Here is a 16,676-nt window from a genome sequence, read left to right on the forward strand (position 1 = left end):
TTCGAATACACACTCACACATAAATGGGTCCACGTTCGGTGACCACAGATCGACGACCGATCAGGCGTCACCGAACTACCAAGGCTAACATCAGACCCCATCTATACGGCGGACCGCAGGTGTGGAGTCCTCATCTTCTGCGTACTATACCAGTAGTCCCGGATCAATACATAAGGCCTTCGAACCACAACTTCAAAGATAGTCAGTACCAAGCAGGTATGTAAAACGCACTTTCGTCCAATTTATAACGTGTTCAATGGAAGATCGGTGAGTCGTCTTAGCACCAAATAGTGGTTCAGCCGGCGAAAATAAGCCTGTTCGGACTTGATTAGTCGATAGTTGTACAATTAGTTGCCACTCGAGAGTGACATGAAAACTAGCTTGAGCCGTTCAAATTCGATTCTGGACAAGTAGTCCTCGAGCATAGTCGAGGTTGCTTCGGATGGGCCCTGACGGATTCGAACCATCGACCACTCGGTATCTCACACAACCGCAACAATGTGCAGCCATGTTATGAGCCGAGCGCTCTAACCAGACTGAGCTAAGGGCCCTTTCCATTCGAGGCAAAACGCGCGCCGTAGTTAACCGTTGCGTCCTGTTCGAGTGACACAGCCGCCGGAACACAACCCGCAGGCTCACTCGAGGAAGACAACTGTGAGTACTGAACGGAGCACGATACTGGCAGTGGAGGCGACACCGGTGTGGAGTTCGGTTGTGAGCTGCTTGTGGAGAGAGTTGAGAAGTGTGCGCGACGGCGGTACTCGGGCTGGGTGGCCGACAGTGACTGGTCGGTCCCGACTTACTGATGGCGGGTTGCAAGCCCTGCGAGATGTGGTGCTTCGGGAACGATGAGCTTCTCGCAGGCAGTCTGGCAGGCGTTCGTACTCCCAGGGAGACAGAACACCGGTGTGTCGACGGCGATACCTGCCGTTGCACGGGAGGCCATCGCACGGGTGCCGACTTCGTCCCACGACAGCGACCGGAACAGTTCACCGAACCCCGGAAGATCGCGCTCGAACAGCGACTGGGTTGCCTCCGGGGAGACGTCGTCTGCGGTGACGCCCGTGCCGCCGGTAGTGAGCACGAGGTCGATATCTCGACGCGCGACCAGGCCACGAACTGCGGTTCGAATCGATGCGTAGTCGTCCCGGACGAGAACCCGTTCACGGACCTCGTGGCCCTCGGCTTCGAAACAGTCCTGGATCGTGTCTCCGCCTGGATCGTCCGGGTCGTCCTCGGCGGCCTGTGCACGTGAACTCGAGACCGTCACAATTGCGACGTACAGCGGGTTGATGATATCGTGGCCGTGATCGTCAGTCGTTCTCCGATCGTCTCTATCGGCTGTCATACTGAGATATCCATGCTGGAAGGCGATAATCTCTCCCCTCGCGGCAGCATTCCAGTGAGCCATCGGTCGGCGACTGCACGTCGTCGATAGTCGTCCATGAGTGGCACTGCCGAGACGATCACTCGAGGTGAGTCAGGACTGCTCGTCGCTCACTACGGTCGTCGTGTCGCCCATTCCTGTCGGTACAGGGTTTTCAAAGGTTGACCAGTCGGCGTCCATCTCGGCGTCAGTCAGCAGGCAGTCGTCGAGTCGGGCCTGCAGGTCGTCCATCGACAGGTTTCGGCCGATGAGTGCGAGTCGTGTCTCGCGGTCGCCCCACTCGTCGTCCCACGAGAGCTCGGGCTGGCTCTGACGGTACGTCTCCTGTTGTTGCTCGGAGAAGCTGGCGATCCAGCGACCGGTCACTTCGAGGGTCGTCTCCGTGCCGGCGTAGCTCATCGTGATCGCTTGCCGTTCGCGGCCGGCGATCCAACACAGGCCCTTCGCGCGTACGAGGCCGTCGGGGAGGTTGGCGAGCAAGGCTGCAAAGCGCTTGGGGTGGAACGGCCGTCGTCGATGGTAGGTGTCGACGGCGATTCCGTAGCGCGCCTGCGGATGGGTGTGATCGTGGTCATCGTGGCGATGATCGTGTGTCTCGGCGTGGTCGTGATCAGCCTCGTGAGTATCGGGATCGGCTGCTTTGGACTCTTCGTGGTCTGCATCTCCATGGATTGCCTGCTTCCAGCCTGCCGATTCGGCCGCCGCCTCGAGGTCGAAGCGCTCGCTCTCGAGGAGCGCCGCGGGATCAACGTCGCCGTACTCGGTCGTCACGATTTCGGCACGGGGCTGGAGCGTCTCGAGGAGTGCCACGACGCGCTCGCGTTCGGCGTCGGTGACGAGATCACACTTGTTCATGACGAGCAGATCACAGAACTCGACTTGCTCGAGCAGGAGATCCGCCAGTGGCCGGCTCCCAGTTTCGTCCGTCCCCTGTCGGGTCGGTGGGTCGTCGACAGCACTGTCGCCGAACCGATCATAGAATCGACGGGCGTCGACGACGGTGACCACTGCGTCGAGGTCGTACGGGCCGCCCGCGGGACCGCGGACGAACTGGCGTGCGATCGGTTCGGGTTCGCCGACGCCGGAGGCTTCGACGACCAGATACTCGAAGTCGTGTTCCTTCCAGAGCTGGATGACCGATCGCGAGAGTTCGCCGCCGAGACTACAGCAGATACAGCCGTTCTCGAGGGCGAGTACTTCTTCGCCGGTCGTCAGGTCGGTTCGGGCTTCCACGAGGTCGGCGTCGACGTTGACCGCGCCGACGTCGTTGACCAGCACTGCGATGTCGCGCTCGTCTGCCTCGAGAAGTCCCGACAGCAGGGTTGTCTTGCCAGCGCCGAGTTCGCCACAGAGGATGGTGACCGGAACGCTCATTTACTCGTTTGCGAGCGCGAGTTCACGTCGTTCTTCCGGTTCGAACGGATCGGCGTAAGCGTTCCAGTTGTCGGTCATCTCTCGCTCGGTGAGCAGACACTCATCGAGGCGATCAATGAGTGTCTCATCATCGAACTCGCGGCCGATAAAGACGAGACGGGTCATTCGGTCGCCCCACTGGTCGTCCCAGTCGTCTTTGAGCCCCGGCCGGGCAGCGAAATACCGCTCGCGCTCGGTCTCGGGAAGCGTCGCGAGCCACTGCCCCGACGGACCGGCTCGGACTGATGTCCCGGCTTTGTCGATCCCCATCGCGACGTCCTCGCGACCGGCACTCCAGAAGAACCCTTTTGCACGGATGAGTTCGTCCGGCAGGTCCGGAAGCAGCGATGCGATCCGTTCGGGATGGAACGGGCGATCACGCTGGTAGACGAACGAGGTGACGCCGTGTTCTTCCTGCGGATCGTGGTGATGGTCGTGTTGTAGTTCGTGTTTCCAGCCCGCCGACCCCTGTGCTTGCTCGAAATCGAACTGCGCAGTACCGAGAATATCGTCGGGATCGACGTCCCCGAAGGTCGTTCGAACGAGGTCTGCACGGGGCTGAAGTCGCTCGAGGACGGCTTCGATCTCCTTGAGTGCGCTGTCGGGGACGAGATCGCATTTGTTGACAAGCAGGACATCACAGAACTCGATCTGATCGAGCAAGACCTCCTCGGGGACGCGTCCGGAATCGTCTTCGAGGGTGTGATCGGTGAGGGTGGTCCCGGAATCGAACGACTCCCAGATACTGTAGGCGTCGACGACGGTGACCATCGTATCCAGTCTGTACGTGTCGGTCGGATCGAAGTCGGCATCTTCAAAGCCCATTGCAAACGTCTGGGCGACCGGGATCGGCTCCGAGATACCCGAGGATTCGACCAGCAGATAGTCGAACTCGAGGCGATCGGCAAGGCGGCCGACCTCGTCTAACATATCGCCGCGCAGGCGACAACAGATACAGCCGTTCGAGAGTTCGATAATCTCTTCGTCGCCGCCCAGATCGGTCTGCTGGGCGACGTGTTCGGCGTCGACATTGACGTCACCCATGTCGTTGACCACGACAGCGACCTCGAGGCCGTGATCAGCGGTCAGGACGTGGTTGAGAACGGTCGTTTTGCCGGCACCGAGGGGGCCACTCAGGACAGTGACGGGGATTCGATCGTCGGTCATAGATCAGTTGTGATTATGCATCCGAGTCTTGTTAATGTTAGTTATTACATAGTGGTCCCGTAGCGCATAACAAATTATATTATCGTCACTGGTATTATTCATAATAACTATGCCCGTCGTTAGCGTCTCGATGCCTGCCGAACTGATCGAGCGACTCGATTCCCACGCCACAGCACACGATTACACCGGCCGCAGCGAAGTCGTCCGCGAGGGCGCACGGGCGCTGCTCACCGAGTTCGACGACGACACGCTCGAGGGCGAATCTCTCGCTGGAGTCATCAGCGTCTTCTACGATTTCGGAACCCAACACGTCGAACGACGCGTCACGGAGCTTCGTCACGAGCACGACGACCACATCGCTTCGAACGATCACAGCCACGTCGATGACTACTGTGTCGACCTGTTCGTCCTCGAGGCTGCCCTCGAGGATATTTCGGCGTTCGTCGGCACGCTACGTGCGATCGAAGACGTCGAGACCGTCGACTACTCGCTGGTCCCGATCGAGAGCGTCGGGCAGTTACAGGACGCCTGAGCCGGTTGTCGTACTCCACAGACGATACTAGGGTCGGCGAAGTTCCTCGAGTCGGTTGTCGAGCAGATACTCCCCAGCTCGGTCGATCCCGACACGGTGGTCGGTCGTCGACTCTCGGAAGCGGAGTTCCATCGTGTCGCGTGTGCTCTCCGAGACGGGGATCAGATACCGGTTGTCGTTGATCGGATCGTAGACCGCGAAATACGCCGCAGGGCCGTCGTATCCACACCGATCAGAGCCGTCTCGAGCGGGTTGGGAGCTGACGGTTTCGAATGCAACCGTCCCCTCGCGCTTGCGGTAGGCCGTCTTGCACTCGATCCGGTAAAACCGACCACCGACTTCAACGACCAGATCGTAGGGTTCAGTGCTGTAAGTCGGCACGAGAACGGGAATATCGCGCAACACAAACGCCGACTGAATGATCGCTTCGGTCGCCTGACCGCGTTTTTGCGGTTCCTGCAGTTCTTCGTAACACGCCGTTCGATCGACCATGGGCGAATTCGCCGCCCCATCCAATATAAACGACAGTGTGCGATCAACGGCCCTACAAACAGGGGGGGACGTGGTCATCTCACTCGAGTACGCCACGGTATGCCAGTAGCGACCGGAAAACCTGGCTCGACGACTCGCTACCGATTACCGAGGAAACACTCACACGCGGAACAAGAGCACAACTAGGACACGTTATAATCTAGTCAGTTCGAAAATGGCTTCGAATGCGTCGGACGCCGAAGCCAGGACTCGAACCTGGGACAACCTCGTTAACAGCGAGGTGCTCTACCATCTGAGCTACTTCGGCTTATCTCCAAGTAGCCGGGTGTATTTGATAGGGCTTTCGTTTTCCCTGCACCGTGTTCGACACCCTTTCACGCACCGCTCGAGTATCCTTGCCCAATGAGTGAGGAGGATGCCGAGCGTGACGAGCACGAAGCCGCCGAGACGAGCGCCGACAACGTCGAGTCGGTCGTCGACGAGGTCCACGACCGCATCGAACCGGATACGGACGAGCGAGAACACCTCCGCGACGTCGCCGCCCGCCTCATCGACAGCGCCGAGACGGCCGCAAAAGAGCGCTGTCCCGACGCCGACGTCTTGCAGGTCGGCTCGACGGCCAGAGACACCTGGATCAGCGGCGACCGCGATATCGACATCTTCGTTCGCTTCCCCCCGGAGGTCGACCGCGAGGACCTCGAGCGATACGGCCTCGAAGTCGGCCACGAAACGCTGCCAGAGGGCCACGAGGAGTACGCCGAACATCCCTACGTCAAAGGCACTGTCGAGGGGTTCGACGTCGATGTCGTCCCCTGTTTTCGCCTCGAGTCGGCAACCGAGATCCGGTCCGCCGTCGATCGCACGCCGTTTCACACCCAGTATCTCGAGGCGCGCCTGGACGACGACCTCGCTGCGGACGTCCGACTCACGAAACAGTTTTTGAAGGGAATCGGGGCGTACGGCAGCGATCTCCGAACCCGCGGCTTCAGCGGCTATCTCACCGAACTGCTCGTCTGGGAGTACGGTGGCTTCCGACCGCTGCTCGAGGCCGCAGCCAACTGGCGGCCGCCGGTCGAACTCGATCCCGAAGAGCACGCACGGGCGACATTCGACGACCCGCTCGTCGTCATCGACCCGACCGATCCCGAACGCAACGTTGCCGCCGTCTGTTCAGCCGAAAACGTCGCCCGGTTTCAACACTACGCCCGTGCGTTCCTCGCAGCGCCGCGGGTCGAGCTGTTCGAGCCCAACGAGCCGGAGCCGCTCACGGAAGCCGACCTCCGCGAACACATCGACCGCCGAGGCACGACCCCCGTTGTCGTCCGGTTTGCGGCCCCGGACCTCGTCGACGACCAACTGTATCCCCAACTCCAGAAGTCCCTCGACGGAATCACGACCGGGCTCGATGACCGCGGCTTCGACGTCTTCCGGGCGACGGCGATGGCCGACGAGACGGCCGCGATTCTCGTCGAACTCGCCGTCAGCGAACGGCCCGCTGTCGAACGCCACGAGGGCCCCCCAGTCCACGTTCGAAACCATGCCGAGGGGTTCTACGAGGCCTACGCCGACGATTCGGAGGCCTACGGCCCCTTCATCGAAGACGGTCGATACGTCACCGAACGGCCGCGCGAGTTCACCACCGCCCGCGAGTTCCTCGAGAGCGATCGCCTCTTCGATGTCGGCCTCGGTGCCCACGTCGAAACGGCACTCGAGGACGAGTACACGGTGCTAGTCGGCGAAGAGCTCACGAGGCTTCTCGAGGAGTTCGGGACACAGCTCTCGCGGCACGTCGAGCCGCGTCCCTGACTCAAAACGCAGAGCGTCGTGGTCCAGAACAGTACGAAACGGCAGCAGAACGCGTTGTCAGCTGTCGAGGTCGAGCTCGAGGCCGTGTTCGTCGGCCACATCGGTCAGCGTCGACTCGGCCTTGTCGCTGCAGTCCGAGTCGGGTTCGATCGGGGCGCGGCCGTCGAACGTCTCGTGGACGATCGCGACGCTGTCGGCGAGAACGTCGAGTCCGTACCCGCCCTCGAGGATGAACGCGAGTGCGGCGTCGACGTCGTCGGCGAGTGTCCGCAGTCGGTCGGTCATCAGCGCGTAGGCTTCCGTCGAGAGTCGAATCCGTGAGATCGGGTCGTGACGGTGGGCGTCGAAGCCGGCACTGATCAGCAGGCAATCGGGGTCGAACTCGGTGAGTGCGCTCGCGATCGGTCCCTCGACGGCCGAGAGGTAGTCCTGATCGTCCGTGCCGGCGGGCATCGGGACGTTCATCGTCGTTCCGGAGCCGTCTCCGTCGCCGGTTTCGTCGACGGCACCGGTGCCGGGATAGAGCCCCTGTTCGTGAATCGAGACGAAGAAGACGTCGTCGCGATCGTAGAAGATATCCTGCGTTCCGTTTCCGTGGTGGACGTCCCAGTCGACGATCGCGACCCGCTCGACATCGTGGTCGTCGGCATCGAGGGCGTGCTGGGCGGCGACGGCGACGTTGTTGACGAAACAAAAGCCCATCGCGTCGTCGTAGACGGCGTGGTGGCCCGGTGGCCGTCCGATCGAAAACGGCGTCTTCCGGCCCGTCTGGCCATCGAGGGCCGCATCGACGGCCCAGCAGGCGAGCCCTGCGCTGTGGCGAACCGCATCCCAGGTCTCCTCGACGGCCGTCGTATCGGGGTCCCAGTTCCCCCCACCGTCGGCACAGAACTGCTCGACGGACTCGAGGTACTCCCGTTCGTGGACGGCCGCCATCGTCTCGAGGTCGCATGGGTCGGCGTCGACGTACTCGACGCCGTGTTTTCGTTTCAGTCGCTCCCGAATCGCTCGTAGCCGGTCCGGCGTCTCCGGGTGGCGCGGACCGGGATCGTGTGCGAGACAGATCTCGCTGTAACCAAACTGCATCTCACTCGAACAACGAGAAGTACGTCTCGATGTCGTCGTCGATGATCGTCCGGCGGTCAGCGTGGCGTGCGAGAATCGCTGCCGCCCGTGCGACGTTGTCCGCGTAGTCCTCGAGCACGTCTGCGAGGGCGACACGGGCATCCATCGAGACACGATACCGATCGTCGATGTCGAGTCTGGCGATGCGGTCGACGGGTGCGACCGGCAACTCGAGGTCGTCTTTGTCGACGACAGTCTCGACTCCAAAATCCGCCGCCATCAGCGTCTTGCGCCCGTCTTCGGTCGCTCGCTCGGCGGCCCCAATCGCGAGCTCGCTGCCGTGTTCTTGGATCCGTGTTGCAAGTTCCTTCGACGCGTCGGCACTCACCCGAAGATCGCCCGCGTTCCGCCGGATGATCGTATCCACCGGGGCGAACGGGAGTTCGACGTTCATACAATGATAGGCGAAGGTAACTCCCTTAATGCTTTTCCTAGCTGCTCGAGGTGGTTGCTTGTCGCCTCAGAAGACGTCGTTTGCCTCGAGCTGGCCGTCGCGAACGACTCCTCTGGCGGTTCGTTCCTCGCCGAGGCCGACATCGACGTCCGTCTCGACGCTCATCGTCGTCTCGCCGTCGTCGAGCACGACCGGATCGCCGGCCTGGACGACGACGCCGGTGAACTCGAGTTCCTCACCATCCGTTGGTTCGCCCGTGTCGCCGGTGTCGTCGGTCGCCGCTGCCGAGTCGTCGGGTGCAGCGCTTGCACTGTCCGTGTCGCCGTCACCGCTCCCGTCAGCGCCGGCAAACGCTGAGAGGCCGGCATTCTGGTCGCCCGAGTCGCTCGCCTCACTCGAATCGTCCCCGTCGGCCGTTGCCGATTCGGACTCGAGGACCGTAATCGTCGACTGCCAGCCCGCGGAGGCCTCGAGGTCGTCCTGCCAGCCGTCCTGAATCTCGACGTCACCCAGTGCGACCTCGTCGCCGGGGCCGATATCGCGATCTGCCTTGTCACCCCAGAGCGCGACGCGGATGTCGTCGGTCGCGTCCTGGACGCGGATGTTCCGGACCTGTCCCTCTGAGCCGTCGTCGCGGTCGAACGTTCGCTTCGGATCGGCCGAGCGGACAACGCCGGCGATATCGACTGTTTGGCCGATCTCAACATCCTCGATCGGCGTGCTTTCGGGAACGTACTCGACGTCTTCGTCGACTGCCTCGACAGCACCACGGTTGCCGACGTGGAGTTCGAGACTGCCGTCCCGTTCTTTGACGTAACCGTCGATCACCTCGACGGTCGTGTTCGATTCGATCTCCGTCGCGAGGTCGGCCTGCTCGTCCCATAGCGTTACGCGCACGCGCCCGGTGGAATCACCGAGCGTGAGGTTCGACACTTTTCCTTCGGAGCCGTCGTCGCGGTCGAAGGTGCGAACGCTGTCGGTATCGAGGACGAGCCCGACGAGATTAACGTTCGAGAGGCCAAGCGAGAGCGCCTCGACGGTGTGAGTGTCGCTGACCTGCACCGCATCGATTTCTTCGTCCGGATCGGGTTCGACCTGATCGACGCTGACCTCGACGCCGCTAAACCCTTCTTTCGGGCGGCCCTTGATCCGCAACACCTGTCCTTCCTCGAGTTCATTGATCGCCGCTTCGGCATGCTCATCCCAGAAGGCTGCCCGCACGGCACCGGTCTCGTCGGCGACTTCGACGTTGACGACGCGGCCGTCTTCGTCCTCGCCATCGCGTTCGAACGTGCGAACCTCACCGATGCTGGTGACTTTGGCGACGAACTTCGCTTCCTCCATTCCGGGTTCGATATCGGCGATCCCACCGACCTCGCTCTCGCCGACCTCGTGAGCGATGAGCATCGCCGCCGTCTCCTCGTCTGCGAGTCCACCCATCTGCTCGACTTTCTCCTCGACGGCCTCGCGAAACTCCTCGAGAGAAACGTCGGCCTCGAGGTCTTCATATACGCCCTCGATGTCGCTCATTCTATGCTCGTGCATGGGTAGCCCGCGCATAAGCATTGTCCATTCGGTGTGTTTGCCCCCATCGACCGATCCGAACCGATCGGTGTACACTGCTCACTCGAGGTCTCGTTTGCCCGGCCGACCGGACAGCGATCGCGTCCGAACGCATACCCCTGCTGGCCCCGTCTCAGTATATAAACCCACGTGTCGGACGGCCAACGTAACACGGTGTCGTGACAGTCTAAGACACGCACGATCGGGCGATATCGACCGCATGCGGCGACTTCCTTTCGAAAGGCCTTTAATGTCCACGCGGTTACGATGAGATGAGTCCTGGTAGGGTAGTGGACTATCCTCTTGGCTTGCGGAGCCAGGGACCGGAGTTCAAATCTCCGTCAGGACGCTCACTTATCGCGGGCGCTTCACGTTGTTCAGCGCCCGCTCTCGTGTTCGATCCTGACGTGCCCACCGCTCACTTCGTCACCGGCGGCGAAGCCGCCGGTTTCCAGCGGGACCTTCGGTCCCGCCCGGTTCGCGTTGGACTCCGTCAGGACGTTTTTTCGAACACAACCACAGCGAATGAAGTCGATCAAATCACAAAACACATCTCGATACGTCAACAATTCATACTGAATGCCCTCCAGACGAGAGTTCCTCCTCGGAGTCGGAGTCGCGGGTACCGCCACAGTCGCCGGCTGCCTCGGTAGCCGCACCGACGAGCCGGGAACCGACGACGACTACGCGTGGCCGACTGTCGGTGCCGATCTTCGGAACTCGAGAACCATCGCCGACGGCGCGGCACCACGGGACGAGCCGGATGTCGAGTGGCGAGTCGACCTCGAGTCCGCTCTGGCGACCGGCGAACCGACCGTGACCGACGACACCGTCTTCGTGAACACGGGACGCGATATCGTCGCGTTCGACAGGGAGACGAGCGAGCGACGCTGGTCGATCGATCCGGAGAACGAGCCCTACTCGTACCAGGGCTCACCGACGGTGTTCGACGACACGGCCTACGTTCCAGAGCGCGAGGTACTGACGGCCCGCGACCTCGAGACGGGCGAGGCTGACTGGACGTTCGAACTCGAACGAATCATCAGCGAGAGCGCCCTCACGGTAACGGACACCGACGACGGTCGCGTCTACGTGGCTGGTGGCAACGCCGTCCACGCCCTCGACGCGAAAAGTGGCGAGGAACTGTGGGAACAGGAGTTGCTCGGCATTGCAAGCTATGCGATCGCGAAGTACGCCGACTGGCTGTTCATCGCGACCAAGGGCGGCGAACTGTACCGCATCAACCGCTGGGAAGGCCGCGTCGAGTGGCGACGGACGATCGAGGCTGGCATTGCGAGTGCGCCGATCGTGCTCACCTCAAGCGACCGCCGGCTCGGACACGGTGTCGCGATCGCGGACGGTGACGGATCAGTCATCTACTTCGATAGCAGCGGGAAACGCGAGTGGCAGACGGATCTCGGCGGCTTCGGAAACGACGGGCTCGCGATCGGCCACCGGACCGTCCTCGCCCGCTCGGGTTCGACGCTGTACGCGCTTGACGCGAACGACGGGGACAACCTGTGGCGAGCCGACATCGGACGCAGCTCCCGGAACCCACCGATTATCGTCGGCGATACGGTGTACGTCGGCGGTGACCGACTCCGGGCGTTCGACGTCGGTGGCGGATACGGGATTCGATCACTGCGGATCGGCGGGCAGCGGTTCGACCGCGAGGCAACAGGCGACGTCAACTACGTGACTGCGGCCGATGGGAAGCTGTTCGTGACGACGGACGTCGGTCGGTTCGAGGGCGATGACACGGCGGCATTGCTCGTGCTCTCGTAGGATCCCGGGAGGTGCCTGCATGGGGCCTACTCGTCTCGAGAGACCATCCGAAACATAGAATGAGCGAACGACACGCACGAGCGAACTGTGAAAGCGACGGCGAAACGAACTCGGCCACCGTCAGCCGCCGTCGAGTGCTTCGGACGACGGCCGCCACGGCGGTTGGCGCTGGCGGCCTCGCTGGAGCGACCGGATCGGCGTCGGCGTCGGAATTTACGGGCTGTGACGACTGGGAAAAGCCACCGGCGGAGTATCTGGAGCTCGATCTCACCAGCGGCAATCCGACGGCGTCGAATATCGACGCCCTCGAGGGCGAGGAGGAGGTCGTCGTCTTCGTCCACGGCTGGTACGGCCTCGAGGAAAGTACCGCACAGGCGTACACGCTGCAGGCGACCCTCAAGGCGAACGACTACGATGTGCCGGTGGTCGCCGCGTCGTGGGACGCGGACACGCCGAACTACTGGCGCGCCGAAGACGATGCCGAAACGGCCGGTGAGCGGCTCGCATCGTGGCTCGAGGCCGATCACATCGATCTTGAGGACACTACTGTCCGGCTGGTAGGGCACTCACTCGGCGGGCGGGTCTGTCTCGAGACGCTCACCGCGCTGGAGGAGGAACCAGTCGAAACCGTCGCACTGGTCGGCACTGCCGCCGACGACGATTCGGTCTGTACGGACGGGACGTACACGGACGGAATCGAAACCGGTGCTCGAGCGGTCTACAACTACCACTCGGAGAACGACGATAGCGTCTGTTATGGCTACGGCGTCGTCTCGCTCTCGAGTGGGCTCGGCTGTGGCGGCACAGACTGCAGCAGTGGCTTGATTACCGACGACAGCGGCTCGACGCCGGGCAACTACACCGACGTCGACGTCACCGACGAGGTCGACGACCACTGCGACTATACAAAACCAGACCGCGGGTGTGTCCCACAGATCGTCAACGATTTCGAGTGAACGGTGGACGAATCCGTTCGAGTCGAGAGCGTCGTCACTCGAGGTCTGAAACTGGGTGAGAGGAGTAAGCCCCCTTCTGTTCATCCCGGCATTCGGCTGAGCGTCCGCACCGTCCACGGCGAGGCCGCGGGGTGTTCGGGCTACCACGGCACGGACTTGCACCGGTGAGGATTCGCCGTTCCATCGATCCTCGGCCGTCTGTGTGTGGTCGATCGCGCCAGTATCGCCGGCAGTTGCCGGCTGCGACTCGCGGGTTCGCTGAGGAAGCGAACCGCGTCCGCGATCCACGGGTTCGAACCGTGAGCAGTCGATCACACACCCTCTGCGGGTCAACTCCCCTTCCTCTCGGTCGGGTTCGCACGCATCATTGGTCGGGCCGAGACGTGTCGTTTCTGTTCCAGAGCCAGCGGTCTCCCGCTCCGGACTTGCGCCCGGTCACCTGCCCGAACAGGTGGGGGGACTTTCCTCGCGAGCGTAATGCATCCCGACGGGATGGATCACGTTTGGAGCGGTGTGCGACTCGCGGAGTCACACGACGCTGGACAGCCGCGTCGTTGCCGACACAGCCACCGCGGCAGCCAGGCTCTCTCTCCCAGTCGTTATAGGACCGTGCGCGGAATAAGTCCCCCGGTCGCCGTGGGACGTGATCCCCAGACGGAATAGAAGCGCTTTAGGACGTCACCAGCCATGTACAGTTGTATGTCCCAGCGACAGGGCGTCAACCTTTCCTACGAAGACGGTGCACGCGCCGTCGAACTCGCGCGTGAATCCGTCGAATCTTACGTACAACACGGCCAACGAGAACAACCGGGTAGCATGCGCGAGGCCTTTTACGAGCGAACCGGCGCATTCGTCCGCCTCGAGTCGACACGGGGCCGCGGCAGCCTGCGTGGCTGTGCCGGCGGCTATCAGTCGGACGACCAGCTTGGACACGTCATCGTCGACGCGGCGATCGAGGCCGCAAGCGAGGACTCGTGTAGCTCCGAGGTGACACCCTCAGAACTCCCAAACCTCACCGTCTCGGTCTGTACCGTCAAGAGCGTCATCCTGACTGACGACCCGCTGGCCGACCTCGAGCTTGGAACCCACGGCGTCGCCATCGACGGCGGCGAGGGGGGGTGGCTCTATCCGACGGTTCCCGTCGAGAACGGCTGGAGTGCCCGCGAATATCTCGATCGCACGTGCCGGAAAGCCAAACTCGCACCGGGTGCGTGGCAGGACGACGACGTCATCGTCACGCTGTTTGAAGGACAGGTGTTCCGCGAGCGCGAAGCCGACGGCAGCATCGAAGAACTATAACGAACACTGCGGTACGTAGTAGCACCTCGCACGAGTCGTTCCGACACAGCATCTTCTGGTAGCGATCGATCTCGGAGAGCCGTCGCTCGAGTCAGCGCTCGGTCGGTTGCCGGAAGCCAACTGTGTGGGCGTCGGCCAGACACCGCTCGGTCGCTGCCTCGAGGTCGAACTCACGAACGATCTCGCCGTCCCGAACCAGTGGCTCGAGCAGCGAGTCACTGTTGTCCGGTCCGTCACTGTCGGCCAGCGCGACGTGGTGGCCCCCGTCTGCGGTGCGGTACACGTCTTTCACGCCGGAGAGTTTGCCCCGCTTTGAGATTGGGTCGCCTTCAATAGCGACGATATCAAGGCTGAAGTCGACCGAGTCGGCGCTCGTGATGTGGCTGCCGACGCCGAAGCCGTCGGCGACGTCACGCAGGGTTTCGATCGCGGCAGCATCGAGCCCGCCGCTACAGAAAATATCGACGTCCTCGTGGCCGCGGGCATCGAGTTCCCAGCGGACTTCGCGGATGATGTGTCGAAAGTCGCCGCGACGGGAGCCCGTGGTGTCGATCCGAACGCCGTCGAGGTCGTCGCCGAGCGTCTCGGCGGCGAGCAGACTCTCGCTTTTCTCGTCCCAGAAGGTATCAGTGAGAGCGATCCGGGGGACGTCCTCGCCGACGGCCTCGTCGAAGGCGCGCCACGCCTCGGCCTGGTTGCCCTCGCCGAAACAGAACATGAGCGCGTGTGGCATCGTCCCGCCCGCCTCGCGACCGAGAATCTCGCCCGCGGCGACGTGGGAGAAGCCGTCGAGACCGGCGAGCAACGCGGCGCGTTCGACCGTCGCGGCGATCGAGGGGTGGACGTGGCGCGCACCAAAGGAGAGGACGGTCGAATCGGGGGCTGCCAGTCGCGCCTCGAGGGCGGCCGTCGCAAAGCCACTGGGCTGGGATAAAAAGCCGAGCAGCGAGGTCTCGAGTGCGGCGAACTCGAGGTAGGGGCCCTCGATCCGCATCACTGGCCCGCCGTCGAACAGCTGGCCGTCGGGCAAGGCATCGATATCGACGTCGCGACCCTCGAACAGCGTGGCGACGTCTTTGATGCCGGTAACGACCTCGAACGAACCGGTGGAGAACTGATCAGCGGTTACCTCGGCGACGACGTGGGGGTTTTTGCCCGCGTGCTCGAGGGTGGTGTGCGTGCGCTCGAAGTACGCATCCGTCGCGCGGCCCTCGAGGATCGCCGCCGCTGGGACGGTTCCGAACGGGTTTGACATGTCGACGACTTCCCGTGGGAGGCAAATAAGCTACCCGTCTCCCAACGCGACCGCTGGCGACGGCATCGTCACGGACGAGGGGATACCGGGCGCTGCCGTCTCGACAGCACCACGCTCCGGCGAGTCCGTCTCGCTCGCGTGGATCTCTTCGAGGTCGATCGCCAGCGGCGCGCCGACGATTTCGACCGTGTCACCGGAGACGGTAACCCGGTAAGCTCCGCCGAAGGGCTCGCTGTCGGGGATCCGGTAGGCGTCGTCGACGGCATTGACCGGCGCACCGCCACGGGTCTCGAGGAGGGTTCGGTAGGCGTCGGCGAACGCCTCGGCGTCCGCGTCGCGTTGCCAGACGAGCGTCCAGACGTGGCCGGTCCGACTTTCGTCGGTCGTGTCCAGATAGACCTGGAAGGTGTCGCCGGCCCAGCCGTCGGTCGCCGGGTGGGAGTAGTTGTACGGCGAGAGCTCGGTGCTGCCCTCGCTCAACGGTCGATCGATGACGCCGTTTGCCCACAGCGTCGCGAACAGGGTTGCCTCACCGATCGTCTCCGTGTGGGGGTCGCCGTCGGGGCTGTAGGGCACCCAGTCGTCGCTCGAGCGATCAGGGATCTCGACGGCGACCGGCCCGTCGTCCGGGTAGCGCTCGGGATGGATCAGCTGGCTGGTGCTTGTCGGGTGGTTCTCGTGGGCGCGATCGACGGCCGCCCAGCCGTCGCGGTCGTGGAGGTGGGCAACGAACGGTGGTCCCTCGGCGTACGGCGCGTAGATCGAGAGAAACAGGCCGACGTTGAACGGCCGATCGGTCGCCGGCCCATCGTCGGCTGCCGGTCGCTCGTGGTCGCTCAGACACTGCCACGTTGTGCCACAGCGCTGCTCGTACAGGTGTGGGACGTAGTTCGCCTCGCCCTCGAGCAGCCCGAGTTCGGCCCGCCGTTCGTCGATCGTCTCGCCGCGGCGTTCGAGGCCGAAGTGTTGATCCTGCAGCGCATGAACCAGTTCGTGGACCAGCGTCTCGCGGTCGATACGGATGCCGTCGGCGGTGTCGGCTACGATGACGATCCGGTCGTTCGTGTAGTAACCCTGGACAGCGGTGCCGTAGAGGTCGTTTCGCGCCCGGTTGGCGTCCGTTTCGCCGTCGACGACGAACGCGCCGCGCCAGAGTTCGTTCAGAAAGGGAGAGGCCGATTCGGGCTCACCGCGCTGGCTCAAATACTCGTCTCTGGAAATGACCTCGAGTTCCACGTCGTGTTTGAACTTCAGTTCGCGGACGACCTCGATTCGGGCCATCGAGCGGTATTTGACGGCCTCGAGTTGGTCCGCAGTAAGGGCCTCGTTGTCGTCGAACGCGAAGGTATCGTCGTGGGTGTAGTCGCCGACTGCACCGAGTTCGCGGTCAGTGTCGAACTGATCCGGAGACTGAGGGAGCGTACAGCCCGAGAGTACGACCAGCGCCACGACCGCAAACAGTGCGAGTCGACTCCGTTGCATTGGGGTTTCGTTTCGACGGA

The 16,676-nt window shown here is 62.9% G+C and carries 15 protein-coding genes, 3 tRNA genes and 1 other RNA gene; 6 read left to right on the forward strand and 13 right to left on the reverse strand.

Annotated features, from left to right (window positions below; genetic code table 11):
- Positions 1-443 precede the first annotated feature (443 nt).
- From BW940_RS15000 to BW940_RS15015, 4 genes are all read right to left on the reverse strand, one after another.
- Positions 444-551: transfer RNA gene (locus BW940_RS15000), tRNA-Ile, on the reverse strand.
- A 248-nt stretch (positions 552-799) separates the two neighbouring features.
- Complete coding sequence (locus tag BW940_RS15005) at positions 800-1,348, reverse strand: MogA/MoaB family molybdenum cofactor biosynthesis protein (protein ID WP_076610038.1); 549 nt, start codon at positions 1,346-1,348, stop codon at positions 800-802.
- A 132-nt stretch (positions 1,349-1,480) separates the two neighbouring features.
- A complete protein-coding gene (locus BW940_RS15010; RefSeq protein WP_076610039.1) occupies positions 1,481-2,761 on the reverse strand; it encodes a CobW family GTP-binding protein in 1,281 nt (426 codons plus the stop codon).
- Positions 2,762-3,967, reverse strand: coding sequence for a GTP-binding protein (locus BW940_RS15015; protein ID WP_076610040.1), 1,206 nt, complete (start codon positions 3,965-3,967; stop codon positions 2,762-2,764).
- Between the two features lie 109 nt (positions 3,968-4,076).
- On the opposite strand from BW940_RS15015, the gene BW940_RS15020 reads away from it, so the two are divergent.
- A complete protein-coding gene (locus tag BW940_RS15020; protein WP_076610041.1) occupies positions 4,077-4,499 on the forward strand; it encodes a CopG family ribbon-helix-helix protein in 423 nt (140 codons plus the stop codon).
- Positions 4,500-4,526: 27 nt separating this feature from the next.
- Here the strand turns inward: BW940_RS15020 and BW940_RS15025 are convergent, their stop codons facing one another.
- Both BW940_RS15025 and BW940_RS15030 read right to left on the reverse strand, forming a co-directional pair.
- The gene (locus BW940_RS15025) at positions 4,527-4,991 is read right to left on the reverse strand and encodes a group I intron-associated PD-(D/E)XK endonuclease (RefSeq protein WP_076610042.1); all 465 of its coding nucleotides are present in this window, start codon (positions 4,989-4,991) and stop codon (positions 4,527-4,529) included.
- Between the two features lie 234 nt (positions 4,992-5,225).
- Positions 5,226-5,298 (reverse strand) — tRNA-Asn (locus BW940_RS15030).
- 95 nt (positions 5,299-5,393) lie between these two features.
- Between BW940_RS15030 and cca the strand changes: the two genes are divergently transcribed.
- The gene (gene cca, locus BW940_RS15035; RefSeq protein WP_076610043.1) at positions 5,394-6,797 is read left to right on the forward strand and encodes a CCA tRNA nucleotidyltransferase; all 1,404 of its coding nucleotides are present in this window, start codon (positions 5,394-5,396) and stop codon (positions 6,795-6,797) included.
- Between the two features lie 57 nt (positions 6,798-6,854).
- Here the strand turns inward: cca and BW940_RS15040 are convergent, their stop codons facing one another.
- From BW940_RS15040 to BW940_RS15050, 3 genes are all read right to left on the reverse strand, one after another.
- On the reverse strand, positions 6,855-7,883 hold the full coding sequence (locus BW940_RS15040; protein ID WP_076610044.1) for a histone deacetylase family protein: 1,029 nt from the start codon (positions 7,881-7,883) through the stop codon (positions 6,855-6,857).
- Position 7,884: 1 nt separating this feature from the next.
- On the reverse strand, positions 7,885-8,316 hold the full coding sequence (locus BW940_RS15045; RefSeq protein ID WP_076610045.1) for a histone: 432 nt from the start codon (positions 8,314-8,316) through the stop codon (positions 7,885-7,887).
- A 66-nt stretch (positions 8,317-8,382) separates the two neighbouring features.
- Positions 8,383-9,846, reverse strand: coding sequence for a single-stranded DNA binding protein (locus BW940_RS15050; RefSeq protein WP_076610046.1), 1,464 nt, complete (start codon positions 9,844-9,846; stop codon positions 8,383-8,385).
- A gap of 309 nt (positions 9,847-10,155) precedes the next feature.
- Between BW940_RS15050 and BW940_RS15055 the strand changes: the two genes are divergently transcribed.
- Positions 10,156-10,228, forward strand: a tRNA-Arg gene (locus tag BW940_RS15055).
- A gap of 28 nt (positions 10,229-10,256) precedes the next feature.
- On the opposite strand, the gene BW940_RS21525 is transcribed toward BW940_RS15055, so the two are convergent.
- Complete coding sequence (locus BW940_RS21525) at positions 10,257-10,418, reverse strand: hypothetical protein (protein ID WP_159440174.1); 162 nt, start codon at positions 10,416-10,418, stop codon at positions 10,257-10,259.
- Between the two features lie 40 nt (positions 10,419-10,458).
- Between BW940_RS21525 and BW940_RS15060 the strand changes: the two genes are divergently transcribed.
- Both BW940_RS15060 and BW940_RS15065 read left to right on the forward strand, forming a co-directional pair.
- Positions 10,459-11,664, forward strand: a complete 1,206-nt coding sequence (locus tag BW940_RS15060; RefSeq protein ID WP_076610047.1) for an outer membrane protein assembly factor BamB family protein — start codon at positions 10,459-10,461, stop codon at positions 11,662-11,664.
- Positions 11,665-11,723: 59 nt separating this feature from the next.
- Positions 11,724-12,620, forward strand: coding sequence for an alpha/beta fold hydrolase (locus BW940_RS15065; RefSeq protein ID WP_076610048.1), 897 nt, complete (start codon positions 11,724-11,726; stop codon positions 12,618-12,620).
- A gap of 53 nt (positions 12,621-12,673) precedes the next feature.
- Here the strand turns inward: BW940_RS15065 and rnpB are convergent.
- An RNA gene (gene rnpB / locus BW940_RS15070) (RNase P RNA component) lies at positions 12,674-13,106 on the reverse strand.
- 213 nt (positions 13,107-13,319) lie between these two features.
- On the opposite strand from rnpB, the gene BW940_RS15075 reads away from it, so the two are divergent.
- Complete coding sequence (locus BW940_RS15075) at positions 13,320-13,919, forward strand: TIGR00296 family protein (protein ID WP_076610049.1); 600 nt, start codon at positions 13,320-13,322, stop codon at positions 13,917-13,919.
- Positions 13,920-14,010: 91 nt separating this feature from the next.
- On the opposite strand, the gene BW940_RS15080 is transcribed toward BW940_RS15075, so the two are convergent.
- On the reverse strand, positions 14,011-15,174 hold the full coding sequence (locus tag BW940_RS15080) for a nicotinate phosphoribosyltransferase (RefSeq protein ID WP_076610050.1): 1,164 nt from the start codon (positions 15,172-15,174) through the stop codon (positions 14,011-14,013).
- 30 nt (positions 15,175-15,204) lie between these two features.
- Positions 15,205-16,656: an Hvo_1808 family surface protein gene (locus BW940_RS15085; RefSeq protein ID WP_076610051.1), complete on the reverse strand. Its 1,452-nt coding sequence runs from the start codon at positions 16,654-16,656 to the stop codon at positions 15,205-15,207.
- Positions 16,657-16,676: the final 20 nt, after the last annotated feature.

Origin of the sequence: Natronorubrum thiooxidans (assembly GCF_900156475.1) — an archaeon.
Lineage (GTDB): Archaea > Halobacteriota > Halobacteria > Halobacteriales > Natrialbaceae > Natronorubrum > Natronorubrum thiooxidans.